The sequence below is a fragment of the Sphaerisporangium flaviroseum genome (assembly GCF_039537005.1).
In the GTDB taxonomy this organism is placed as follows: domain Bacteria; phylum Actinomycetota; class Actinomycetes; order Streptosporangiales; family Streptosporangiaceae; genus Sphaerisporangium; species Sphaerisporangium flaviroseum.
Genome location: NZ_BAAAZR010000008.1, coordinates 446,970 through 472,584 on the forward strand (window position 1 = coordinate 446,970; position 25,615 = coordinate 472,584).

Sequence of the window (25,615 nt, forward strand, 5' to 3'; positions counted from 1 at the left end):
GTGAACGCAGTCGGTGGAACCATGGAGGTCCCGTGACCCAGCCCAACCTCAGCGGAACGGCACAACGGATCGTCGCTCTGGTCGAGGGCGCCCCCGATGGGTTGACACCCGCTGAGTTGACGGCGTTGGCCCAGGCCCGCTTTCCCCGCCTTTCCGCCGCTCGCATAGCGAGCTTGATCTCGGAAGCGCTCGCGGCCGGCGCTCTGGTACAGGCGGACGGGAAGCTGCGTTCAACGGGCGGCGGTGACTCGGCAAAAGAGGTTGGTGACACGGTCCTGGTCACGAGCAGGCCCCTCCGAGCGATCGTGCTGGACCTCGAGTCGGTGGTACGCACCACGAGCGTGGAGCCGTTCGTCGACAGGAGGATTTTCCAGATCGGGGCCGTGCGGTTCGGCGCCGACAGCGACTGGGTGAGGGCACAGGCTCGATTCGACAGGTGGGTGCGGCTACCCGACGACGGCTGGGAGATCACTTACGAACACCTGCGCGACGTTCACCAGGCGGAGGCGATCCCGCCAGGGGGGGCGCTGGAGGCGCTGCGGGAGTTTGCGGCCGGAGCTGATTGCGTCGTGGCGTACAACGGGACCAGCGCGGACTTTCCTCTGCTGAATGAGGCCTTCCAACGTGAGGACCTGCCTCCACTGACCGGAGAGTATGTCGATGCCTTCTATCTCGCACTCGCTCTGTGGCCGGGTGCGCCCGCTCATCGTCTCGCCGGACTCGCCCGACACCTCGACATAGACGTAGCTCAGTTGTCCTGGCATGACGCGCGGGACGATGCGGAGCTTCTGGCAAGGATTATGGCGGCAGGGGCGGGACACCTCGCGGGATGGCCAGCGGCACTTGCCGACCTGGTGGCCTCAGTATGCCCGGACTCCAGCGCATGGCGGTTGTTGCGCGAGATCGCTGGTACGGGTGAACTTGTCGGCGAAAGCCGCCCGCACGGGCATGTCGACGTGGTGGCCCTCACGCAGGCTTTGATGGTGGTGCCACCCGCCCGTGGCGGCCAGGCTGGACGCGTCACGATGACCGTGCCCGCGCAAATTTGCGGGGCGGACGGTGCGGTGGATCCGGTCCGGCTGGCCTCGGTCTCTCATGGCGCACAAGTTCGCCGCCGGCAGGCACAGGAAGAGATGACCGCGGCGCTCCGTCAGTGGGCGAGGGAGGGCGTGGCGGGTTTGGTGGAGGCTCCTACCGGCACGGGTAAGAGCCTCGCGGTTCTCGCGGTCGCGCTCGACTGGCTGAGCGGTGGAACAAATCGGAACGTGATCGTCGCCACCTACACCAAACAACTCCAGGCGCAACTGGCCGCGGACGTCGCCCGTCTCGATGCGGTGGTCCCAGGGCTGCTCCAGATCAGTGATGTGGTCAAGGGCAGGGCGAACCGCCTCTCGCTGCGAGCATTGATGATCTCGCTGGCGGACGCCACCACGTTCGACCGTCCACGCCGGTCTCGACCAGGGGTGCACAACCGGTTTCTCGCCGCGCGCGGCTTTCGTGAGCTGCTCGTCTTTCTGCTGCTCAGGTTGCTGGCCGCCCGCGATCCGGTGAATCTCTGGTCGGCGCGCTCGGTTGATCCGGTGGATGTTCCGGCCTTCTTCTTCGAATACCTGGGTCCGGTGGCGGCCGCGTGGCTCGATTCGCTCTCGCAGGCGAACAGCGGTGACTACGACGCCGCCGCTCCCCAGCCGATCGCCCGGCATACCAATTTGGTTTCGGAAGCCATTGAGGGACACCGGCTGATCCTCGCCAACCACGCATTGCTTATGGCTCACGTGGGCGAGCTCGCGGCACTGGGACCGGAGACGCTTCTGATCATTGATGAGGCACATCAGCTCGAAGACGCGGCGACGTCGGCGCTGACGGTCAGCCTCGATTACCGCGCCGTCGAGGACCTGTACGCGGAAGCCGTGGCCTGGGTGAAGGAGGCGCCTCGCTGTCCTGAACGTGACGCGGTGGCGGCCACGGTCGCCAATCTGGGCAATCTCCTGGACCACGAGCAGCTCCCCAAAGTCGCGAGCCAGGCGTTCGACGCCAGATCGGCAGGCGTGGGAGCGCTGATCGGCAGCCGGGCGGTGACGCTCGCCAGCCCTTATGGCGGCACCGCCGGAGCCGCCCGGGTGCGCGTCCTGGCGGCGTCGTTGCTGAGGCTGGCCGGAGTCGCCGAGTCCATCGCAGGATCGCTCGCAGCCTTTCTCGCCGAACACCGGGCCGGCCTGGACTTCTTCGCCACCGAACGAGTCCAGGGGCTCCTCAGCCGGGTGAAGGCGGCGCAGACCTCGGCGAGCAGGCTTTCCACCGACATCGACGCGGTGCTGGGTCCCTCACCCGCGCTGCTACCGTCCGGCGGGGCGGATGGGCTGCCGCCGGGCACCTCGAACCAGGTGGTGTTCGCCGAAGAGATCGAGGCGCTGAAGTCCGGTCTGCGTACCTACCGCTTTCGGATCGCGAGCTCGCCGATCGACCTTCCTGAAGATCCGGCCTGGCGTCGTTTCCTCACGGTGTACGCCCGCACGTACTTCGTCTCGGCGACCCTGCGGGTAGGCGGATCGTGGACCTTCATCCGTGATCGCCTCGGACTTCCCGAGCACACACGAGAACTGCATCTCCCCAATCCGTTCAACCTGGCGGAGCAGGCCGAACTGGTGTGCTTCGCCGACTTCCCCTCATGGGCGGAGCAGACGGAGGGCGCCATGCGGACAGTCGCGCACCAGCTCGCCGGATACGCGACGGAGATGATCCGTCCGAGTGCGCATGGAGACCATGACGGCGGCGCGCTCGTCCTCACGACCGCGAGGTCCACCGCCGGCGGCATCACCGATCACCTCGTGCGGGAGCTACGGCGGCGGGGAGACGAAACGCCGGTGATCTCGGCCTTGGAACGGGGGAACAATCGCGCCTTCGCGGAATTCACGGATGCCGAATACGGCGGCGGCATGCTCGTGGGTACGAAGGGTCTCTGGCAAGGAGTCGATGTCGCCGACCCCGACAGGCTGAGGCTGGTATGGGTGAACAAACTGCCGTTCGCACCGTTCGCCGCACCGGTGATCGAGGCGCGGAGAGCCGCCGTGGCGGCGCGGGCGGAATCGGCTGACGCGGACGACCCAGAGATGGCCGCGACGATGCGGTATTACCTGCCTCTGGCGGCGCTGCAATTGCGACAGGCGGTCGGTCGCCTGATCAGATCGGAACGGCATCGAGGCGTCGTCATCATCTCTGATCGGAAACTCGCCGGCTCTACCGCGCTCCGCCGCGCCTATAGGCAGATGTTCCTCGGCTCCTTGGAGCCTGCACTGCTGCGCCCGGACCCGGAAACCGGTGAACCCGGAGGTGGGAACGTTACATCCATGGTCGAAGGGTGGCGCCGTATATGGCGATTCTTCGCAATGAATCATCTAATGGAGCAAGGCCGGGCGGCTGCGCTTTCGACCGACGAAGCCCTCGCCGAGCATACATTGCTCCCGGAGACCCGTGGAATCCGGGCACTCGCCCTGACGGCCGACCAGGTGGGAAGGCTTCGCGAACGGGGTGAGCTCGCCGACGAGGTGCTAAGGCGAGCCGCACAGGTTGGCGGGCTCCTTCACCTGTCAGAGATCCCGGCGACGCTCAAGAACGGCCAGATCGAGGTCATCCGTGCTGTGGCGGACGGGCGTGACGTTCTCGGTCTCCTGCCGACCGGCTTCGGGAAGAGCTTCTGCTTCCAGCTTCCCGCCCTTGTTCTTCCCGGTGTGACGATCGTGGTCTCGCCGCTGGTGGCACTCATGCATGACCAGGCATTGGAGCTGAACAGGTCCATCGGCGGCGCGGTGCGCGCCTTGGTGGCCCCGCTGCGGGAGTCGAGCTCAAGGGCGGGCAAGACAGAGGTCGCCGATCAGTTACAGGGTCGGGCCGATCACGGGATCAAGCTGATTTATCTCTCGCCGGAACGCCTCTGCCAGACCCGTATGCGCGAGCTCGTCCGGCAGGCCGTAGGGAGCGGGGTCATCAGTCGCATCGTGCTGGACGAGGCACACACGGCGGTGCAATGGGGTGACGATTTCCGTCCCGCCTTCCGCCGTGTCGAAGGTCTCCTCGCCGAGTTGCGCCAGGACTTCGCCCTGCCGGTGACCGCCCTGACCGCGACGGCGAACCGGACCGTTCACGAAGGCCTGCGCGAGAGGGTCTTCGGACTTCCGCCTGCTCCGCGACAGGGGAGAACGGAAAAGCTGGTTACCGTCCAGGAGAATCCGATCCGTCCCGAGCTTGCCATCTTCCGCAGGTCCATCCGGGCGGCCGGACCTCTGACGGTAGCAGGCCTGACCGAGGAGATCCTCGACAAGATCACCGACCACTCGATCTTCTACTGTCTCACCGTCAAGGAGGTCGTCGCCCTGCACGCGCATTTGCGTGAATACCTGGGGGACGCGGGGGTCAGGGTCCTTCGCTTCCACGGGCGCCTGACCGAAGCGGAGAAAGCCGCCGTCATGACCGAGTTCCGAGAGGCGCCGCGCCGCGAGGAGGAGAACTTCGTCCCGCTCGTCGTGGTGGCCACGTCGGCGTTCGGGCTTGGAATCAACCGACCGGATGTCCGGACCGTGTTCTGCGTGTCCCCGCCCACCGATCTGGCGGCCCTCTACCAGCAGATCGGCAGAGCCGGCCGGGACGGGCTCGGTGTGAACGCAGGGCTTGCCCTCATAACGGGGAAGGGTCTGCGCACCGTCAGATTCATGGCCGGCCGGGATCTGCCACCGGCTCTGCTGGCGCGAATGGGACGGGCGGTCCTGCGTTGCCAGGGGATACTCGACGCGGCGTCGGTCGCCGACACGCTCATCGGGGAGGATCTCGTGGCGGGCCGGTTGGACCCCGGTGAAGCCGGCGAGGAACGTGTTGCGGAGGAGTACCGCGACGGGGTGACGCGGGTGTTCGCGGCCCTGGCGGACCTCGGCGCGGTGGAGGACCTTGGTGACTTCCCGCCGGTGGTCGCCGTGAAGTCCACCGAGCCGGGGGCGGTGAACATGAGCGAGGTCGCCGAGAAGGCGGTAACCGCACTGCTCGCGCTTCCCCCGCGGCACGGGCCTCTTCACCTTGCGCACCTGGACGTCGCCAAGCTGGACGCACACCTGGGTAAGGAGGTGCCCAGCTATCAGGACGTGGCGCCGCATCCGGCTGCTACCTGGGAATTCCTCGCCGACCTGCATGACCGCGGCAGGATCGACGTCTCGGCCGCGCCCTCCCGCCGTTTCGTCACCGGAGTCATCGCGCACCGGTCGGATCTGCCGGAGGAGTTCCAGGCCGCGCTGTCCGGCAGGGCCGCTCGTGCGGCGGCCGAGACGGCGGCTTTGGTGGACTTCTTCGAAGACAGATCGACGTGTGCCAACCGCAAGTTCGCCGACTACTTCGGGATCAGCGACCTTCCCACGGGATGCTGCACGACCGCCACCAACCGCTGCTCCGCGTGCTGGGACTTCCACGTTCGGCCGCTGGGGGAAACGCGTCCGGCGGTTGCCGAGGCGCTCGCCACTCCACGCCCTCGCCCCGCCGGCGCTCGTACCGACGCCATGCGTCTGGCCAGACGCCTGGACCAGCAGGTCGCCGCCCTCCTCTGGCACGTGACCCGGGGCCTTACGGCGTTCGATCTGCGTCTTGCGCTGAACGGTGAGGAGTCATGGTTCTACGCCGCGGAGCGCAGACGAGTGAGGCTGCCGAATTCCGTGCTTACTAGCCGTTACTTCGGGGCGAATCCGGGCGTCGACCTGGCGCGGATCGAGGAGTCACTGACGCGTCTTGCCGCGGATGGCCGGGTGGTGCAGATGGGGAAGCGCTGGCGCGACACCGGCAACGTGCGCCGTGAGCAGGCCAGAGCGAAACGTGCCGAAGGGAGTGCCCTGTGACCGTGTGGCAACCCTATGTAGACGACCCGCTGTTCACCCCGGCGCTGCCCCTCGGCTATGCGGCCTTGCCGGCGGTCGAGGCCGAACGGCTGGTTCGGTACTTGGAGGCGGTGGCAGCCCGCCGAGGCATCCTGCACACGGCAGTGGCGTTCAATGCCGTTTACTTCGGTTACGACATTCATTACGGCGGCTACCCTGGCGGTCCGGTGGATTTCGACCGCTTCTCCGTGATTCCAACAGGAGACGTGGAAGTCGACGTGCCACCGGTCGGGGCGATGGTGAATTTCACCGCCGGATCGGAGCCGCTCTATGCCGAGGTGGTCTACAAGGAGGGAGCTCACCCGCTGCTGGGCGAAGACGGCTCGTTGCCGGGCTGGGTCTCTGGTGCGCCGTTCGGCGCCACGAGTCCGGAAGAGGGCCCGGCAGGGGACGTCGTTCCGGTGGCCGCCGAGCGGATCGTCGCGGACTTCCATGCCTTCGGACAGGAACTCACGGTGACGCGAGCGCGCCTGGAGAGACTCAGGCGTAAGGGCCAGGGGCTCGAGGTGGACGGACATCTGCTGGTCCGGTCGCGCGCTCGGACGGCGGCGGACGCCGCAGCCGACGACCTGGAGCTCTACGTCCGGTACCTCCTGGGACCCGCTCGCGGGCAACTGCTCGACGGCCCCCTGCCCATGATCCTCGCTGATGACGCCAAGGAGGAAGCGCTCACTGCGGCGCTCCGTGGCGTGATGCGCACCATCGACGAGGCTCTCAACGCGGCGGAGTCGCTGCGCCGATGGCGGCACTATGCCTTCTCCCGTGCGGCTCTCGCCGCGAGACTTGGTGATGACGGACCGCTTGGCGGCGGTGATCTGCGAATCGTGGCGTCCGCGCTCGGCAAGACCCCGGAGACCTCTCGCCGCCGTTTTGGCCCTGCGGACACGATCACCTATACGGCCATCGGTCCGCGACTCAGGATGTACAACGGCGCCTCCTCCCGGCTCCAAGGCATCGACTACGCAACCGCGGTCTGCCACGCCAACACGGTCATTTCCGACGACATTCGTGGAAGCGCCGATGAAAAGAATGTCCTGCCTTCCGGCGTGCACCTGCGCCTCGACGATACTTGGCAGGGAGGCGGGGTGTGGCGGGCGTCCTATCCTCCTGGCCCTTACGCAGATGTGGATCCGCTGACTCCGCTGGGGCTCGGCTGGCTCGGTCAGTTGCCTGACGCACCACCCGAGGAGTTGGTGGACGAGCCGATCGACGAGACCGATGACAGCACGTTGCTCTCGGTGTCCGACTCGCAATTGAGCTGGACGCTTCCGCTGCGGCTCAGTCACACGCTGCAGGGGACAGCCCCATTGCCGAAACGGGTAGCAGAGGAGATGACCTACTTCGGCCTCGCGGACGCTGCTGTACGGCTGCGCCTGCGACATGACGGTTCCGAATTTGCGCCCGCGGACGCGGAACAAGAGGTGAGGGTCGAACGCACGGGGGCTGCTTTGCGGCTGACCGGAGTGGACTGGCCGTTGGAGTTCTTCCCTGGCATCGTCCTCACTTTCTCTTGGTCTCGTGGCGCGCCGACGTTGAACGCGACCTCTACGCTCCTGGACGGTCCCGTGCTGTTCGACGGTGACCTGATCGAACATCTGTATGCCGCCTGGGTGCTCACGCGGGACCGTGCGCCGGGCCTCGGTCAGCCGGGTGAGAAAGGTCCCGACACTTTGCGTGCGCGCGTCCTGCGTGCGATACGCCGCGTCGGACTGCTCGATCCCGAAGGCGTGGCGGCTCTCGCACGGGAATGTCTTGACGACGTCGTCTTCGACGCGGAGTTGACGGCCGGTGCCCGCCCGATCCTCGAGCCGGTCGTCACAGAGCTGATCGACACGGGTGTTCTCCAGGTGGAACGCGGGGGCCGAGACGGCAGGGGGATGATTCGTCTTCCCGCTCGGGAGGGGGACGCGCCGGTGGAGATATTGGTGTGGCGTCCTGCGGTGACACCATTCTTTCCGAAGGGCGACGACGGAGGGGATTCAGAGGACCTGTGGGGCGACAGCGTGGAAACATCACGAGAACGAGAACGACCCGATGATCAATCGCGTTTGATCCGCTTCCTGCGTCCCTACGAAGTTCAACCGTTCCTGCGCCGGCTACGGCCGGGCCATCATGCTACGGACGAAGCCAGAGCGGAGTATCGGCGGATCCGCGAGCGGTACGGATACAGCGGCGAACTGCCCCCCGGCTACACCCTCGTCCGCGGCCATCGCAGAGGAGGTTGACGAGTCCACGCCACACGCAGTGCGCGTATATCGGTAGTCAGGAAATCCGGCAAATGCTGCCATAGGAGAAACTCGGAGAAGTATGGAAAAATCACCGGACTCTCAGCCGCTTTATGGCCTGCGGCGGGAACCGAACTACGAGCCGGCAGATCCGGAAGAGGCGGATGCGGCGCTGGACCGCTTCCTTGAGGCATTGAACGCCGTGCCGGGCCTCTGGGGCCAGGTACTAACGGGAGTCACCGCCGAGGATGTGCGGCTGCTCCTGGCCAGAATGCAAAAGCACGCACGCGCTCACATGCTCCGTCATCTCGGCATGAAGGACATGACGCGTGTTGGTCCCTCGCTCGGGATGCAGGTGCTGAACGGCCTGCGCCGGATGAGGCCGCTGGACGCCGTCGGACTGTCCCTGAATCTCGCCCGACGTGTGCAGGAAGAGCTCGTAACCGAGCTCGTTTCGCCCGGTGCTTCCCATGCCGAGCCTGCCTCGTCTCGTTGGTCCGCCGCTCAGAGGTGCTGGGCTCTGTGGGCCGCGATGGCTTCGAGCGCCTTCGACGCCCGGGTCCTGCTCCACGCGGCCCGTTATGACTGGTGGCTTCCGCCCGGCTTTCCGGCCGATCAGGGCGATGCCATGCTGGCCGCCGCCCAGGCGGTCGTCGCCGCCACTCCAGACTTCTCCTTCGACAGCGCGTTCGCCGAGCCCTCCGCCCGCCTCGCAGGTCCTGACGAAACCGATCAGATCGAGCCCGACGCAGGCGAGCAAACGACCCTTGAAAAGGGGACCCGGAACATGTCCGATTCCGATCACTTAACTGATGAGGCCGTCGGCGTCCGGAATGGGCTGGAGAAGGCGCTGTCCCAGGCACGCGAGGCAGCAGAGCGCATCCGCATGGCACTGGAGGTTGGGTTCGCGCCGGCGCCCGCCGACCTGGAACCCTTGGGCGCATTGGCGAAGGTCCTGGATGAGGCCAAGGCTTGGCTCGCCGTTCAGACCGTGATTCTGCCTGAGGACAGTGTGCCCGCAGCCCTCAAGGCGATATCCGTGGTCGAGGCGAACACCGACGACCGCGCTCGCCTCGCTGCGCTCACGGGGCTGACCCATGTGAGGGGTCATGGAGACTTCCGTCCTCAGATGGACGGCTTGGCAGCCGTGGTGGAGACGCTGCTCGCCGCCCCTGCCTGGGATGGCCAGCAGCGGGAACTGGCGGATGGCCTGCTGGCGCTTGGGAAACTCGTCGAACTGGCCGCCTCGGAAGGTGGCAGCGCGGCCGCCGACGCGGCCCTCCTCGCGCAGTACTACACGCGCGCTGGAGCGCTCCCGCGTGAGCTGACGGTCCTCACCGGCCTGGCGACGGCGGGACAGCTTGTCCAAGGGCCGGACCGTGCCCCGGGCACGCCGGTTGCCCAGTCGGTACCCGCGTCAAGAGAGCCATCAGCAGAACCGGTCATGGACCATACGAGCGGCCATGACGAGGAGCCGGAAGCCGTCGCGGCCTCTTCATCCACAGACGTCGGCTCATCGACAGTCGTGCCGGCGGATCAAAGCACAGGGCCATCCGAACCGGACAGTGACCTCGGAAGGACCGTGACCGGCGAGCCCGCTGAAGAGCCCGGCGTTGAGATGGCTGTGACCGCACCGGTTCGGGGGGCAGAGCAGAGTCCGGCAGGGGCTCCGTCACAAGTGGACATCGGAATAGCCGCTCTGCTCGCGCAGGGACGTTTCGGCATGGCGCACGCCGTGGCACAGGCCGCGAGATGGCCGGAGCCTCGGCTGTGGGCGCTGCGTGTGGCAGCTCTCGCCCAGGCGGTGCGATCGGAGACCGGTGCCTGCGCGGCCAGACTGCGCGTCGAACTCGCCGACGGAGTCCTGCAACCAGAACCGCTGACGCTGTTGCTCACCGTGCCGGCGCTGCTGAGGACAGCGCTGATCACGGGAGAGCACTCGGCCGGGGCACTGCTCATCAGCGCCTCCACCCGTGTGGAACAGTGCCTCGGAAAGGTGGCCGCAGAGGTCGGTGAACGAGCGCTACGTGGAACCTTACTGGAGGCTCCGCTGATCGGAGTGGTCGCCGACGTCTCCGAGCTCGAGCGAAGGATCGCGGCGGCGGCCGAGGCTGCCGGAGTCCGGCTGCACTCCTCCCGCAAGATGCCCCTTCAGCGGGCCACCGAGATGGCCAACGAATGGTTGGAACCGGCCAAAGGGCTGCTCGGCACGCTGCTGACCGCCGCTCAGCGGGATGACCGTGCCGCCTTGGACCGGGTCGCCGCGGAGGTGCGTAGGCTTTCCCAGCCGGACGAGGCCACCAAGGAGCTCGACAAGCTCGACCATCGCCACATCAGGGCGAGCTCCGGCAAGCCGGTGGAAGGGTTGGCCCGACGGAACCTGCTGGGCCTGATCACGGAGTCACTCATGGTGGTGTCCGAGTGGATCGAGGCCGTCACGGCGCTCAACCGACAGATGGCCGGCGGGCGCACATGGGCGACCGAAGAGATCGCCACCATGCGCGCCACGATCCGGGGGTGCCAGGAGGGGGTGCTCGCCGGCTTGGCCGCACACTCGGGCGATACGGACCCGCTGGTAGCGGCTGCGGGCAAGGCGGCTGCCAGATCGATGGCGGAGATATTCGACCTGCTGGAGGGGGACGCGAAGTTGCCGCTGGGCGAGGTCCCCGCAGATCTCGCCCTTACCACGGAACTTCTCAAAGTGCCTGGAGCGACTCTCGACCCGCAGATCTTCCTCGCCGTGGCCCCATACGAGTCGACACCCGGAAATCTACTTGATGCGGCCGCCATGGGGTGGAGCGCGGCATTCGACGCGCAACTGGAGGCGGAGAACTATCCGGTGGCCAAGCAGATGATCGAGCTGGCGAAGAACGGGTGGTTGCCCCGCAACGGGGGGGACTGGGATCTGCTCACGCGTCCGCAGGCCCTGGACGGGCTCCTCTCGGCCGAAGCTCGAACCCGACCGGAGCTCACCGCGGAGCGTGCCCGGCTCCTTGGTGAGCTTGGCCACGCCCGCCCGCGGAACGAAATATCGGACGAGCAAGAGAGCGACCTCGCAGAAGCACTGCGGTTGGCCGACCCCGCCCTTCGCCAGGACCTCCATCAGGTACGGTCCGCGCTCGGACAGGTCGCGATGAGCCTGTCCTCCTTCCGGGAGGAGGCGGCACGACGGCTGCGTGACCGACTGCGAGAGCTGAGCGAACGGCCGGACCTCGCCGAGCCCGATCTGAGGCGGGTCCGCAGATTGATCGACGAAGGGGAGCTCGCCACGGCCGAGGAGCACATCTACCTCCTCGGCACAGGGGAGAAGATGCCGGTCCCAAGCGAGCAAAAGGACCTGGAGCGGTTCTTTCCCGCGATCCCCGAGGTGCTCGCGGACGGTCTCACCAAGAAGTTCCTCGCGACCGTACGTGACGGTGGCCGCTACGCCGGTCTTGATGTCCTGGACTACTCAGGATTGTCACCGGACGCGCGCGGTAACGCGGCGGGGGCGCTGGAGCTGTGGGCGAAGCTCGGCCACACCAGGCCGGAGGAAAGGGCGAACATCAGCCAGCGGGATCTGCTGCCGGTGATTCGACTGCTCGGCATCGAGGCGCAGCGAGCAGAACGGCGGGACGATCTGCCCCGAGACAGGGCCCGCCGGTTCATCGAGCTGAGCGGGGTCTCGGTGATCGGCAAGGCACTGGTCCCGGCCTTCGGCACCAAGCTCGGCATCGGATACCAGCGCGGCGGTCGGCTGCGGGTCCTGCTGGTCTGGGACAGGCCCACCGCCGATCTTCTCATGGGCTGGGTCGATCAGGACACGTCGGGAGACAGCGTTCTCGTGGCGCACTTCGGGACAATGCCGTCGGCCGTCCGGCGCAGACTCGGGGCTAGAGCGGTCGCGAGCGGTGCTCCGGTCGTGGTGATCGATGACGCGGTGCTCGCTTACGCCGTCGCGAACGGCTCCAGCCAACTGGATGTCACGATGGCCCTCACGCTGCCCTTCTCCTCGGTCAACCCCTACGTCCGGCACAAGCGCATGCTGGTCTCGCCCGAGATGTTCTACGGCCGTGACAGGGAGCGCCGCAGCATCCTGGATCCGGACGGCACGCAGGTGATCTTCGGAGGGCGTGGTCTCGGCAAGTCGGCTCTGCTACGCGACAGCAAGGAAAGATTCGAGCGGGAGCCGGCGAGGGTTGCCGTACACCTGGAGCTGAACATCACCTCCATCGAGGGCGGCGGCCTTGGCGCCGGCGCGGTCTGGGATCGGCTGAGCGAGACGCTCAGGACAGCGGGGGTGCTTCCCCCACCCAAGCCCAAGAGCCGACGCGACGCGCACGCCACCGTCCGCGAAGGCATTCTCGACTGGCTGAGTCCCGACACGCGGCGCAGGCTGCTCATCCTGCTCGACGAGTCGGACGGGTTCTTCGAATCCGATGCGCCGGGCTTCCGCGAGACGAAGCGACTGAAGGAGCTGTGCCTGGAGACGATGGGCCGCGCCAAAGTGGTCTTCGCGGGGCTGCACTCCGTCCAACGGTTCACGAAGCTCAACGGCAACGGCCCGTTCAGTCATCTCGGTCAGTCCACGGTGATCGGACCGCTCAGCCCGCAGCATGCCTTTGATCTGATCACGACACCGCTCGGTGCCCTCGGCTTCGTCTTCGCCGACCTGGATCTCGTGCATCGTATTCTGAACCACTGCTCTTACCAGCCGTTTCTGCTCCAGATGTTCGGTCACCGGCTGGTCGAGAGGATGCACGCCAGGCGGCTCAGGGGCCAGGACGGTCCGCCGTACACCATCACGGCAGAGGACGTGGAAGCCGTGGAGTCCGATCCGGACCTGGGACGCGACATGATCAGTGCCTTCCGGGACACCCTCAATCTGGACCCCAGGTACAACGTCATCGCCAACGTGCTCGCCCACCACGCCTACGAGAGCACCATGGACACACGCCTCTCGGACACCCAGCTGGCAGACGAGTGTCGCTCCTGGTGGCACGAGGGCTTCGCCAAGCTCGACGCTGAGAGCTTCCGTTCCTACCTGCAGGAACTCGCTGGTCTGGGGGTGCTCCGGCCGAACAACGATGGAGTGGGCTGGCGACTGCGTTCGTCCAACGCGTTGCGGATGATCGGCAGCCGGGACGAGGTGACCGCCGAACTGCTGCGCGCGGAGTCGGAGTCGGTCCCACCCGAGTTCCTCGCCCAGCAGACCCGCCGCGCGCTCCGGGACGGAACCAGGTGGCCGCTGACGATCGCGCAGGTGAACGACCTTCTGGGCGATCACGTCAATCAGGTCCGGCTCGTGCTGGGATCCGCCGCCACGGGGATCGACCACGTCAGAACCACGCTCACCGAGGTTGTACAAGAGCTCGGGCACCGCTTCGACATCATTGTCGCGGGCGGCCGCAAGCAATTCTCCGACGCCTTGACCGGCGGCATTCCGGGGCAGCGACGTGTCGTGCTCTCCGACTTTCCCTACATCGGCACCAAACCTGAAGGATGCTGGGAGGGGTTGCGCACCGCTATAGAAAACCGCCCGAACCGCGGCGGTGTAACCCGCGCCGTGGTCCTGATCGCGGACCCGGGAACCATGCCGTTCTGGATGCGGGTCCTCACACAGGACATCCCGGAGCTCGGCGTGGTCACCTTGCGCCGGCACGACCGCCGCACCCTCCAGGTCTGGTCGGTGGAGACCGGCAGGTTCGGGAACGAGCATGACCGGGACCGCCTGCTCGCGGCGACCTCCGGCTGGCCGTACCTCGTCGAGAAGGCCTTGAGGCTGTGCACGGAGACCGACAGCGAGGACGAGGCGCTGCGCCGGCTCGGCGCGGAGCTGGACGGCTCCCAGGGCCTCGCCGACCTCGTCGATTGCGTGGGGCTCACCGCGGACGAGTCGCTAGCTGCCGTCTTCACCGAACTGCGCACTCTCATGGAAACCGATGGGTTGCCATTCGGGGATCTAGTGGCGGCCGCGGCTCTCACCGGTGCCTGTGCAGACCCGTCGGCCGCGGTGCGCTGCCTGGAGGCTCTGGGCGTCTTCGACCGCGATGCCGATGGCGCCTATCGTCTCGACCCGCTGCTGACCAGGGCTTGGCCCAGCCGACGGCCGAGCCTCGGCTGAAATTTGGAGGTCGCGCAGTAACGAAGGAGCCCGGGCCTGGTCGATCGCCCGTCGATCGGTGCTCGTTCGGCCCGGAAGGGCTCGATGCGAACCCGGGCTCCTCGTGCGACAGGTTGTGCCGCCGGTCTCACTGCCGGCGCGGTGAAGGACTGACCACGACGCCGATCCACTGCAGTACTCGGTGCGGTTTCCACCCAGACGCGTGCCAAGGGGCCGCCGTCAGGCTGTATCGGGCTCCGTCTTGGTTCCTGGCACGGGGTGGTGCCATACCCACGCACGAAGTTGCGCGAGGCCGAGGCGCAGATCCGGAAGCGATGGGAAGCCCGGGCGCGGGCATGAGACTGTGGGCAGCGCGAAGGCGACCGCCTTACCGGAAGCACCGGCCATGATCAGTGATGTGACGTACGTGGCACAGTAACCTTCGGAGAGCTGGTGGGCGAGCAGCAGGCCGCGTACGTTCTCGGTAAGTAGCGACAAGTCGGGCTCGTCCAGGACGGCGAGGTGGTCCAAGGCGTCGCGAATCTTCTGTACCTCTGGATCCCCATGGCGGCAGAACTGAGTGTCGAGGTTGGCAACTGCTGGCGTCTGCTCGGCCAGTACCATCCGGCGGCGGACTGCGCAGAAGCCGCCGTGAGCGAGTTCCGGGAGCGTCTTCCTCGTTCGGCTCAGTTCAACCGCATTCACGCCGCCGACGCGTACCTGGGCATGGGCGAACTGGAACAGGCCCTCGACTCCGCCGGGACTGCCATCCCGATGGCCAAGGCCCTGAGTTCCGCTCGCTCGATCGAGTTCATCCAGGCCTTCGCCGCCCGCCTCGAACCGTACGGCACCACCGTGGCGGTACGTGAGTTCCGCGACCGCCTGCATGCCGAACTCGCGGCCTGATTCCGTACTCGCGTACACGCCCGGATTCTCACGCATCTGGTGTCGCCGGAGATGTCGACACAGCCGTGGAATCACCCAACTCGGGATACGGCTTCCTTAAGCGGGCGTAAGTCGTCGGAGGCGCTCGTACTAATTGGTCTCCTCAAGGGTCGGCTTGCGCAGCAGCTTCACCAGCCGGGAGAAGTCCACCGAAGACATGATCTTGAGGTAGGCAGACCGGTGCTTGTCGGTGATGCCGTCCGCGAAGAAAACGACCTTCAGATCAGGGACGTACCAGATCTCCGAAATCATCGTCCGGTAGTAGCAGGAGTACTTCCACCGGGCATGTGATGCGCGGTGGCCGCCGACCGACACGTAGTTGTGGAGGAGGAGTTTGGGGCCAGGACGAGTTAACCCGTCATAGCGCCAGGCGTCATTCGGGGGCTTGAACGCCTGGCTTGCGAGATTGCAAACCGCGTTGCTTTGGTCCCAGCCGAAGGACTCGCTGGTCGGATCGTATTCGTTGCCTCGGCTGATCTCCAGGCCACCGAGACAGTTGGCGCGGGAGATGCCCAGGGTGAAGGGAGGCAGGATGCAGTAGACGTCGGCACTTCCCGACGCCTCCCATCCGATGGGCAGTTCCGCTTCGATACCGCGCTCGCTTGCGAAGTGGACGGTTCTCGGCTTTGGGGTACGCGTCGGGCCGACCGAGACGGTGGGAGTAGGCGTCGGGGTGGGAGTGGACGAAGGGGTGGATGTTCGGTCACTTACCGGCGACGGAGAAATCGTCGGCGGAGTGGGCGAAATTGTGGTGCTAGGAGTGGGTGCGGTGGACATGGCCACGGCGGATGCACCGGCCTTGTCTTCCCGCCCCTGGGGCTCCTTCGCCCCGCTTGACGCGGCCACGGTTGCAATCCCGAACACACTTAGTACGATGGCCGTCGCGGTTCCCGCCACGGCGAGATAACGCCGGCGGGCAGCGTTAGGGTGCGGCGGATCGGTGACGGATGGCCACGGAGCCTCCGGGGGGATCCGGCCCGCCCAGGTGCGGTCCAGGAGGCTGGTGATCGTGACGGTGCGGTAGGGCCGCTGACCAGGTTCCTCGATCACCGCGGCCAGCACCTCCAGCGCCGAAGGCCGCTGATCCGGATCCTTCGCCAGTGCGCGATCCACGAGCGGGCGGAGCTGGTCGGGAACCGCCTGGGTGTCGACTGACTCGTGCAGTGTCCGTAAGGCGAGGACTTCCGGTCGGCCAGGCCCGAAGGGCGCCTTCCCGGACGCCGCATACGTGACCAGCAGACCCCACCCGTAGACATCGACAGCAGGAGTGATCGGCTGGTCGTAATACTCCTCTGGGCTGATCCAGCCCGGTGAGCCGATCACCATGCCGGAGCGGGTGATGGCTGTGGCATCCAGCGTTCTGGCGATGCCGAAATCGACGACGCGAGGACCGCCCGGCCCGAGAATCACGTTCGTGGGCTTGAGGTCACGGTGGACGACACCCGCTGCGTGGATCGCTACGAGGGCCTCCGCGAGACCTGCCGCGAGAGACCGCAGCTCGGCCCCCTCGACAGAGCCCTGGGTGGCTACGAACTGATCCAATGTCGGGCCCTGTACGTATTCGGTGGCCAGCCAGGGCTGGGGGGCAGCCGGATCCGCTGCCAGCACCTTCGCCGTGCAGACTCCCTGCACGCGGCTCACCAGATTGATCTCGCGGCCGAACCGTGCACGGAACTCCGGGTCGCCCGCGTAGGCGGCCTGGATGAGCTTGACCGCGGCTCGTACCCCGTACCCATCCACTCCTGCGTAGACGACACCCATCCCACCAGAGCCGAGCCGGCCTGCGATCCGATAAGGGCCGATCACTGCCGGATCACCCGGGTACAGCGCCTCCACACGCTGAGGCCATGCTCCTCCTCCGATCACCTTCTCGACCCCTTCGGCGCGTGGTGCTTCCGCTGGAACGCGACAATGGGCCGATCATTCCGGATCAATGGGCATGAAGTACATATGCGCCACAAATCAAGTGCCACGCTCGGGCCGCAGGGAGCTTCGCGTGCAAAGATCCTGTCGCCCATGAGCCGGCTCGTGTCGACGGTCAGGACCAGGATTGGGTCCGATTTAGCCGCAGGACCCGATCAGCATCTCCGGTGTGGGGGCTTGCGTGCCCTCCAGGACCTTGGCAATGCCGTAAACCTCCCCTCGCCGGTGGACGTCATCAGAGGGCCGCGAGTCTCCTGGCGGACTCGTTGGGCCGCTTCGGCGATCACCGAAAGTGCCACGGGCGGCCAGCGGGTACGCGTTTGCGCTCTTGCCTGGACCGATCATTAGAGCGTATGTGAATGCCAAACACAAGTAATTTCTGCAATCTAGACAATAACACCGGAACGGCCGTATCGTCGCGTCAACCGTCTCGGGGGGACGAGGGGTCGTTCGTCAGCTGTCTATTGAGATCTGACGGCGGCTGTCTCGCTCGTAACGGCTGGTCACCGGTCTGCCGTGACCGGTGCTGAACCGATGGCGAGGGGCGGAGCGGCATGGGCTTAGGTCTGGAGCGGAAGCTCGTCAAGGTTGTCCAGCAGGCGTTATCTTCTGGCCCGGTAGCGCAGGATGCTCTGCTCGAGGCTGTCCACCAGGCCGGACTGCGACGCGTGGACCCGGGCGATTTGTGGGAGATCTGCGCTAGGCATTCGATCGCTGACCTCCGCGGCGACATGTGGGTGCCTCGCTTCTTCGCCGCACCGGATAGCGAAGACGTACCGCCGAAGGGTCCGTCTCGGGACCGCGCCAATCCGGTGAGAGTGCCTGACGAGCGCGCATCCGAAGAGCTGGAGGCCGCCGCGGAGGTTCGCCGTCTCACGAGCCGACTCGGGCTTGCCATGGTCGAACCGGCACCGCCATCAGGTCCCGTACCCGCTAGCTGGGAAGACGTGGCCAAGAGCGCCTCTCGTGCCTTCGGTGACGAGCTGCAGGCGGTCTCGAAGCGTCGCACACAGACCGACGTGCCGCTCACTATGGGCAACGAAGCCGGTCGAGCGGGGAGCCGGAGGATGATGCGCTTCGAGGCGCAGGGGGAGCTCGGTGTTGCCGAGGGCACGCCGGCAACCCTGGTCGTCAGGGACGCGCACTTTGAAGTCGAAGTGGTGTCGGTGTTCGGCAACGTCGTCACCCTCTCATTGCCGCCGGACGCTCCCGTGGTCAAGGAGGCGACGCTGCGCCTCGACCTGTCATGGCTCCTGGTCGCGCAGAGTAGACGCCTGCACGAGCTGGCTCAGGGCGGACCGGGATTCGACGCGAGCGCGGCCCTGGCGGTCGTGACAGACCAACATCCACTACCTCTTGCAGCCCGCGTCACGTTGCCCAAGCACGCGCTGCAAGGGCTGAACGAAGGGCAGCGCAACGCCGTCGAGCTGGCGCTCGCACCCGGCCTTACCTGGCTGTGGGGCCCGCCCGGCACCGGCAAGACGACGACCATCTCCGCGCTGGTGGCGGAACTTTGTGCGCGCAGACAGCGCGTGCTGCTCGCCGCTCCGACCAACGCGGCGCTGGACGTGGCGATCGGTGCCGCGTTGAAGCGTTTGCCGGGCGCCGAAGAAGGCATGCTCGTGCGTCTCGGCCAACCGGCGGATCCTGCGCTGGTCGACCGGAAGGCCGGTCGAATCCTCGTCGACGAGATCGCCGCCGCCCGTGGCGAACCGGTGGCCCGGCGCCGGGTGGAGGTTGGCCGGGACCTCCGACAGCGCCGCCAGGTGCTCAGTGCCCTCAAGCGCCGCCAAGAGAAGCTGACACGCGAGGAAGAGGCCACACGGCTCCAGATCGAGACGGAGATCACCTACCTCCAAGCTCTCCAGCGCGAGCTGGACAGGAGCATGCGCGACGTGCGGCGTCAGGTCTGCCGCGAGGCGACCGTCGTGGCCGCCACAGCCCACCAGGTGGTCCTCGACACGCTCAAAGAGCTGACGTTCGACGTGGTCATCCTTGATGAGGCCAGCATGACCACAGCGGCCCTAGCAATGCTGGTTGCCGGTGCCGGACACGGCCATACCGTCATCGCAGGCGACTTCCGCCAGCTTCCACCGATCGCCGTCGCCGACACTCCGCCGGTTGAGGAGTGGCTGAAGCGCAGCCCGTTCGAGAAAGGGGGCATCGCGACGGCTGTGTCAGCGGGGCGTGCGCCCGTTCGCCTGGCCGCGCTGGCCGAGCAGTACCGTATGCGCCGACCCATCGGTGACGTCGTCAGCACCGCCTTTTACCCGGAGAGTCCGCTCGTCACCGCCCCCGCTGTGGCGAGCAGGGTGGCGAGGAGCAGGGCGCCGTGGGCGAGCAGTGAACTGATCTTCATCGATACGTCAAGGTTGAAAGCGCGCACCGCCCGCAGGCAGGGCATGCTCTCCCGGTACAACCTGATGCACGCCCAACTGGTCGCCGCGATGGTCGGCGGTACGACCACTGATCTCCATGACCTCGCGCTGATCACGCCCTTCGCGCCCCAGGCACGCCTCCTGGAGTCGCTCCTGCCCGAGACACGCCTTGACGAGTGGGCCGCTTCGACGGTCCACCGCTTCCAGGGTGGCGAACGTGACATCGTCGTCTACGACACGGTGGACACCGGGCACGGCGTCTCGCCGCCGCATCCCTGGTTCACCGAGGGCAGCGCCGGAAGCGAGGGAGCGCGCCTGCTCAACGTGGCGGCCAGCCGTGCCCGGGACAACCTGGTGGTCATCGGTGCCCTCGACAACCTGCACCGGCGGGGTGCCCGGCGCGATGCGGTCTGGACGTTCTTCGCCCACCTGCTCGACCGGGCGGAACACCTCCCGTGGGAGAAGCTGCTGACCTTGTCCCACGGCACGACAGAAGATGTACAGGGTGGGGTCATGGACTGGCTCAGCGACGACCTCGCCCGAGCCGCGACCGTCGAGATGTGGCTCCCTCGGGCACCACTACGCGAGCTTCCCGCGCTTCTCCCGGCACTGCGGCGAATACGCAATGAGGACCCGGACACCGAAGCAGTGACGATCTGGGTGGAGCCGGAGCCGGACGGCTACCTGCCCGCCGAGGCCCTACGTGCACGGCAGGAGGGAATCAACGTTCGGCCGCTCACACCGATCCTGGAGTCAGGCGCGGTCATCGGTGACGTCGTCTGGTCCTCGTCCACATCGCTGCTGGGTACCGACCCCGGCGTGGTGCTGCGCACCGAGCACCGAGCCTTCGCCGACGCCGTCCGCCGCGCTCAGCGCCGCCGCTCAGGCATAGCCCCCGGCAGCGGGCAACTAGGCGACGACTGCGGCCGCTGCCAGCGCATGCTGATCCGCTACGAAGCAGGCGTACGAGGCCAGCCCGACCTCAGATACGAATGTGCTGCCTGTGACCGTGAGAATAGAAGAATCAAGGGCAAGCCATCGATTCATGCCTGAATCTCGCGGTCCAGAGCATGTGGCGCCATCAGCAAAGGGCAGGCGTGCGTGGACGTGTCCGATGGGCCAGCCATTCGGCGGGCGGTCGCATGGATATCTACGGCCGGAAGGTAGGCCAGTGTAGCTTTGCCGCAAACACGGCTCTTGGGAGGGCTAGGGATGGCGGGGCGGATGATCATCGGCGACCGCTATGAACTGGATGACTTTCCCCTTGGCAGGGGCGGGATGGGGGAGGTCTACGGTGGCTACGACAAGAAGCTTGACCGCAGGGTCGCGGTCAAGCTTGTCCGCTTCCCTTACGGCCGGCCCGACGAAGCTCTGGTAAAACGCTTCATCCACGAGGCGCGGGTTATGGCCAAGCTGGAGCACCCCGGCACACCCGCCATCTACGATGCGGATGTCCACCACGACCCGCACTCTGATCCTCGCCCGTTCATGGTGATGCAGTTCGTAGACGGCGTCACGCTTGACCACCTCCTGGGCGAGCAAGGTCGACTCCCGATCGGCTGGGCTGTGGCGGTCGCGGCCCAGACCGTGGCTGTGCTGCATGCCGCCCACGAGCGAGGCATCTTTCACCGTGATCTCAAGCCGTCGAATCTCATGCTGTGCAGTGAGGGCACCGTCAAAGTCCTGGACTTCGGCCTTGCCATGTTCCACGATCCCGAGCTGAGCAAGCTCACTCGTACCGGGACAGTCCTCGGCACACCTGCTTACATGTCCCCCGAGCAGATACGGGGCGCTGCGCTAGGTCCACAGAGTGACCTCTACTCGCTCGGGCTCGTCCTGCACGAGCTGCTTACCGGCTTGCGGATGTTCGACGGCCGGACCGAGTACGACATCTTCGACAGGCAGGTGAATGAGCCGGCGTCCCCCGTTCGGCTTCAGCGGCCCGAGGTGCCGGAGGACCTCGACCGGCTCGTCTTGAGTCTGCTGGAGAAGCGCGCGGAGAACCGCCCTGCCCAGGCAAAGGAGGTCCATGATTGCCTGCTGCCCTTCGCGACTGACCTGCACGCGATTCCTGGAATCGTCAGCCCGGCCCCGAGCCCGCTACGCATGTATGCGGACGTGATCAGCCGTGTCGTCCCCCGCCCACCTACGTTTACCGCGCCGTCGGCCATCCCTGTGACTATCGGCCTGTCAACGTCCGACACGGACGGCGAGTGGCAGCTCAGCCAGGGTGACATTGCCCGGGCGCGAAGCGAGGCGAGAGCCCTGGCCAAGGAATCACGCTATGGCCAGGCTGTTGAGGTTCTCGACGCCGTTGTGGCCCGTGCCGGCCGGGCGCTTGGACCTATGGAGGATGAGGTGCTTGCTCTGCGCCTCCACCTGGCGGAGGTGCTGTTCGAGGGCAGCGACTACCGGCGGGCAGCCTCTGCCTTCGCAGAGCTGAATCACGACCTGACCAAGAAGCATGGTCCGCAGGATGACGCGGTACTTCACTGCCGCCGACAGGAAGCAACCTGCCAGGCCCTCATGGGTCAGATGGGCACGGCGCTGAGCATGTTGGAAGGCCTGCTTTCAGATGAGAGGGACCTCTACGGCGAGGACGATCCACGTACTTTGGATTTGAGACGGCAGATCGGATTGCTGCAGCTAAGTGCAGGCGACACCGAACAGGCTCGGCACATCCTGTCCGGGCTCTTGGAAGACCTCACCCGGCTGTACGGCCAGAAGCACCCTGACGCGGTAAGGGTCCGCGACAGCCTCTCACGGCTCTCCATGTAATGCACTGACGTCCCGTACAACCCCTGGAGTACGCCCTCTTTCGCTAACGCCCTTGGCATGTCTCTTCAGGCAATGGATGCTTTGTAGTAGGAGAGCCGGACTTCGACTCCACTGGCCAGGCCTGCGGGGGTGAGCGGGTTCCCGGTGCTACTTACGGTCCATACCCACGGCCGCACGTGGTTGATGCGTTCGTCCCCTGTGGTAGCCATTCGGACCAACTCCTCCCGTAGCGCGGAGCGGAAGTCCTCCGCGTCGCTCCTGGTAGCGAAGTTGTATGGCAGCGCGCGTTGCTTATGGTCTTCCTGCACCAGCTCAGCTATCCGCAGGGCATCCGCTATCTCGTCAGCCTGGCTCCGCGTGTCTACCGCAGGAGGGGTGGTCATCATCTCATCCCTCTTCCAGGGCTTGCCTGTCATGAGGTCGGTGCGGATCCAATTTACGAACCGAGCCGCATGCAGTCCGTCCTCGCCATAGACGCCGTTCCACGCGGCGTCGATCGCCTGGGCCACGTGCTCCCAGGTCGTCGTGCGGTAATGCGTCCGCTCTGGGAGTCCTGTTGGAGCCTGCGGAACGCGATCTCGGGTTATGTAGAGGAAATCGACGCGGATGTCCGGGTAGTGATGAAGACCAAGTTGAATGTACTCGTCTACTTGGCGCTCCCGGACGCTTCCCGCCTCGGTCTTCAGCTCTACTATTAGGAGCCGATCCGGCCAATGGAAGGCGAGATCAGACCAGCGGTTCTCGTGGCCAGGTTGTAAGGCGTTCAGCTTGAACTCCCAGTAGACCGCCGGATCGCCGCCGCTGTTGCCGGCCGGCGCATCAATCAGGCTCAGCAACTGCCGTCCTTGAGAACACAGCTGGTAGGGCGTGTTGAATCGCCGAGGACGGTGGCCGAGCAGAAGACTGGTCAACATGACGTCGGAGAACCACTCACGCCCTGCTCTGGCGAGCTTGACCCGCTCAACTGTGGGGTCTGGAATTGCCATGATCACCTCTCGTGGCACTGGCGTGATCCTGTGACCCCGATTATGAAGCGGACAACCGACAACCCTGGTGGTGGACCAGAGATCAAACGGGCAGGAAGGTGCTGGGATTACCGTGCCAGGAGACGGCGAGTTCCTCCCGGGCGCGCGTACAGGCGACGAATAGCAGGCAGCGTTCCTGCTGAAGGTCCTGATTGTGGGCAATCAGATCTTCCTCCGCCGGCGTGATCGCGGACGATGGCGGAACTGCGTGCTCACCAACGCCGATCACCGCGACGCAACGAAACTCCATCCCCTTCATCCGGTGCATCGTTCCGACGCCGACCTCGGAGTCGGTGTGCTTCTTGGCCAGCGCCGCCGCGGGGATGCTGGCGGCCTTCAGTTTGGCGACCGCCTGATCGGCGAGCATGTTGGAGCGCACCGCCACTCCGATCTGGCCGGGAGCGACACCTTGGTCGGTCCACCGTCTGACGGTTTCAACCAGAGCCTCCAGCTCCGCATGCTGGGTCGGGAAGCCGTACAGGGAAGGTTCGGCGCCGTGGACCTCTGATCGATAGCCGGCGAGCGTGTCGAGTCCGCCGTTCATGTCGTCGAGCCGCTCGCCGCGGAGCAAGACCAGACTCCAGCCCAGGATCTCCGCCGTCGTCCGATAGTTGATCTTTAGTCGAGTGGATCTGCCCGTGATGTCGATGCCAAGCTTCTTCAGCGAGACCCGGTAGTCGTAAATCCTCTGATGGGTGTCCCCGGCGAGGAACAGATCGTTGGGGCCGTGGACGGATGCCGCTCGGAGAAGGCGCCAATGCCACGGGCTGAGGTCCTGCGCTTCGTCCACGATGACGTGCTTGTATGGCTTGCGCTCGCCGTCTCTGAGCAGACGCGTTGCTTCAAGGCAGATGGTCTCGTAGGTCCACACCGAGTCGGCCCGCAGTGCGTCGGTGAAGACGCTGATGGCGTCCCAGATCTGAGCTTTCTGGAGATGGCCTACCGCTCGTCCACGTCCCGGCCGGGGTGCCTGCTGATATTCCTCCAGCGAGTTGATGTCCTGAGTCAAAATCACCTCCCGCCACTCGTGGGACAGGAAAGCCTCGTCGAACCGCGACGGAAGCCCAAGGCTGCGGATGACTCGTGTCCACCGAGGCTTCTCATCCTCTGGGCGGAGTAGGGCAAGGTTACCTGTGCCCCCGGTGACGAGTCTGTAGGCGACGGCGTCGACGTGCCGCACCTCGACTCGCCTCATCATGTCTTCGTCATCGACGAGCTGGCGCAGCGCGTCTTCCATGGTGGAGGGCAGAGTTCGGATGAAGGTGGTCACCAGCACGGATTTCTCGTCGCTGGAGTCCGTGGCAAGGTGCTTCGCCCGGTGAAGGGCAACGACCGTCTTGCCCGTACCGGGGCCGCCAGTCACACGCGCTGGTCCGCTGAAGGAACCATAAGCCGCGTCGTACTGGGTCGGGTGCAGATAGATCCGCCAGAAGGCGAACGGCTTCGCGAACGCTGCCATCAGCTCGGCAGGCCCGCTGACCAGCAACACCTGCTCGGGAGAGCGTTCGACGGCCGCCACGACATCTTCGGGGTCGAACTGCGAGGTCTCTATCGAAGGTGCTGGGAGGCTCGCCCAGACCTCGTCCACGGTCATGCCGGATGCCAGGCCAACCAGCACGTCGTGTTGCTGCTTGGGAAAGAACGCCTGTGCCTTATCGAGCTGGTCATCACTGTTAAAGGTGCGAGCGAGGTCGAGCACCTGACGGTCAATGCCAAGACGTTCCATATCAGCGTCGTTGACGTTGGCGAATAGTGGTGTTGATGTATCGGTGAATGCCGCAGCGGACGCTGTCTGCTCTTCTAGAGTCACGAGGTCGCGTAGCTCGATGACTCCTGTGGCCGCGTTAACGGTGATATGGCGCCGCTTGGCCCACTCGTAGGCTTCGTCGTGGGGCAGCACGTTGAGCAGCACGTACAGGTCGCCCTTGTCAGGGGCCAGCACGACCCCCCGCCAGAAGAGCGTGATGCGGATGGTGCGCATCCGCGGATCGCGTGCGTTGGCGACCGGTTCCAGGTGCAGCCCGGCGTGGGTGGCTTCTTGGAACTTTGAGAAAACCTCGATGACCTGGTCTTGGACGGATTTCTCAAGCTTGAGGAAGTGGCGGAAAAAGTCCCGGTACACGCCGAGCCTCGCCATGCCGCATCCTCCCCGGACTCAGGCTCGCTACTGACCGTCTCCATGTTGGTACAGCGGGCGAGCTTCGCACTGATAGCTCAATGTAACGTGATTTGAGTTCTCTAGATGAATACCTGGGTCTACCTTTACTCGGGAGATCATCTGGCGATGCCGTAACCGCGGGCCATTAAACGCGGCAAAACGGTCACTCTCGGACAGTTGTGCAGAAAAGGA

Annotated in this window: 11 protein-coding genes; 6 read left to right on the forward strand and 5 right to left on the reverse strand. The window is 65.9% G+C overall.

Annotated features, from left to right (window positions below; all coding sequences use genetic code 11):
* The first annotated feature begins 32 nt into the window (after positions 1-32).
* Positions 33-5,870, forward strand: coding sequence for a DEAD/DEAH box helicase (locus ABD810_RS18390; protein ID WP_344941190.1), 5,838 nt, complete (start codon positions 33-35; stop codon positions 5,868-5,870).
* Positions 5,867-8,134: a hypothetical protein gene (locus ABD810_RS18395; RefSeq protein WP_344941193.1), complete on the forward strand. Its 2,268-nt coding sequence runs from the start codon at positions 5,867-5,869 to the stop codon at positions 8,132-8,134. The genes ABD810_RS18390 and ABD810_RS18395 overlap by 4 nt, the downstream gene beginning before the upstream one ends.
* Positions 8,135-8,360: 226 nt before the next feature.
* Here ABD810_RS18395 and ABD810_RS18400 read toward each other — a convergent pair whose 3' ends face one another.
* Complete coding sequence (locus tag ABD810_RS18400; protein WP_344941196.1) at positions 8,361-8,894, reverse strand: hypothetical protein; 534 nt, start codon at positions 8,892-8,894, stop codon at positions 8,361-8,363.
* A 45-nt stretch (positions 8,895-8,939) separates the two neighbouring features.
* Positions 8,940-9,503, reverse strand: coding sequence for a hypothetical protein (locus tag ABD810_RS18405; RefSeq protein ID WP_344941199.1), 564 nt, complete (start codon positions 9,501-9,503; stop codon positions 8,940-8,942).
* A 309-nt stretch (positions 9,504-9,812) separates the two neighbouring features.
* Here ABD810_RS18405 and ABD810_RS18410 point away from each other — a divergent pair, with 309 nt between their 5' ends.
* A complete protein-coding gene (locus ABD810_RS18410) occupies positions 9,813-14,237 on the forward strand; it encodes a P-loop NTPase family protein (RefSeq protein ID WP_344941202.1) in 4,425 nt (1,474 codons plus the stop codon).
* A 501-nt stretch (positions 14,238-14,738) separates the two neighbouring features.
* Positions 14,739-15,122, forward strand: a complete 384-nt coding sequence (locus ABD810_RS18415; RefSeq protein ID WP_344941205.1) for a hypothetical protein — start codon at positions 14,739-14,741, stop codon at positions 15,120-15,122.
* A 129-nt stretch (positions 15,123-15,251) separates the two neighbouring features.
* Here the strand turns inward: ABD810_RS18415 and ABD810_RS18420 are convergent, their stop codons facing one another.
* Positions 15,252-16,997, reverse strand: a complete 1,746-nt coding sequence (locus ABD810_RS18420; RefSeq protein WP_344941207.1) for a serine/threonine protein kinase — start codon at positions 16,995-16,997, stop codon at positions 15,252-15,254.
* Between the two features lie 641 nt (positions 16,998-17,638).
* On the opposite strand from ABD810_RS18420, the gene ABD810_RS18425 reads away from it, so the two are divergent.
* Positions 17,639-20,515 carry a DEAD/DEAH box helicase gene (locus ABD810_RS18425; RefSeq protein WP_344941210.1) on the forward strand — a complete coding sequence of 959 codons (2,877 nt, stop codon included), beginning with the start codon at positions 17,639-17,641 and terminating at the stop codon, positions 20,513-20,515.
* A gap of 171 nt (positions 20,516-20,686) precedes the next feature.
* Positions 20,687-22,240, forward strand: a complete 1,554-nt coding sequence (locus tag ABD810_RS18430) for a serine/threonine protein kinase (protein WP_344941214.1) — start codon at positions 20,687-20,689, stop codon at positions 22,238-22,240.
* 65 nt (positions 22,241-22,305) lie between these two features.
* On the opposite strand, the gene ABD810_RS18435 is transcribed toward ABD810_RS18430, so the two are convergent.
* Together ABD810_RS18435 and ABD810_RS18440 are read right to left on the reverse strand one after the other, a co-directional pair.
* Positions 22,306-23,226 carry a hypothetical protein gene (locus ABD810_RS18435; RefSeq protein WP_344941217.1) on the reverse strand — a complete coding sequence of 307 codons (921 nt, stop codon included), beginning with the start codon at positions 23,224-23,226 and terminating at the stop codon, positions 22,306-22,308.
* 82 nt (positions 23,227-23,308) lie between these two features.
* Positions 23,309-25,402, reverse strand: a complete 2,094-nt coding sequence (locus ABD810_RS18440) for a UvrD-helicase domain-containing protein (protein WP_344941220.1) — start codon at positions 25,400-25,402, stop codon at positions 23,309-23,311.
* Between the last annotated feature and the right edge of the window lie 213 nt (positions 25,403-25,615).

Excerpts from the sequence above, each read along its gene's own strand:
- ABD810_RS18425 (WP_344941210.1), top strand. The coding sequence starts at position 17,639 with ATGGGCTTAGGTCTGGAGCGGAAGCTCGTCAAGGTTGTCCAGCAGGCG.
- ABD810_RS18430 (WP_344941214.1), top strand. The coding sequence starts at position 20,687 with ATGATCATCGGCGACCGCTATGAACTGGATGACTTTCCCCTTGGCAGG.
- ABD810_RS18435 (WP_344941217.1), bottom strand. The coding sequence starts at position 23,226 with ATGGCAATTCCAGACCCCACAGTTGAGCGGGTCAAGCTCGCCAGAGCA.
- ABD810_RS18440 (WP_344941220.1), bottom strand. The coding sequence starts at position 25,402 with ATGGCGAGGCTCGGCGTGTACCGGGACTTTTTCCGCCACTTCCTCAAG.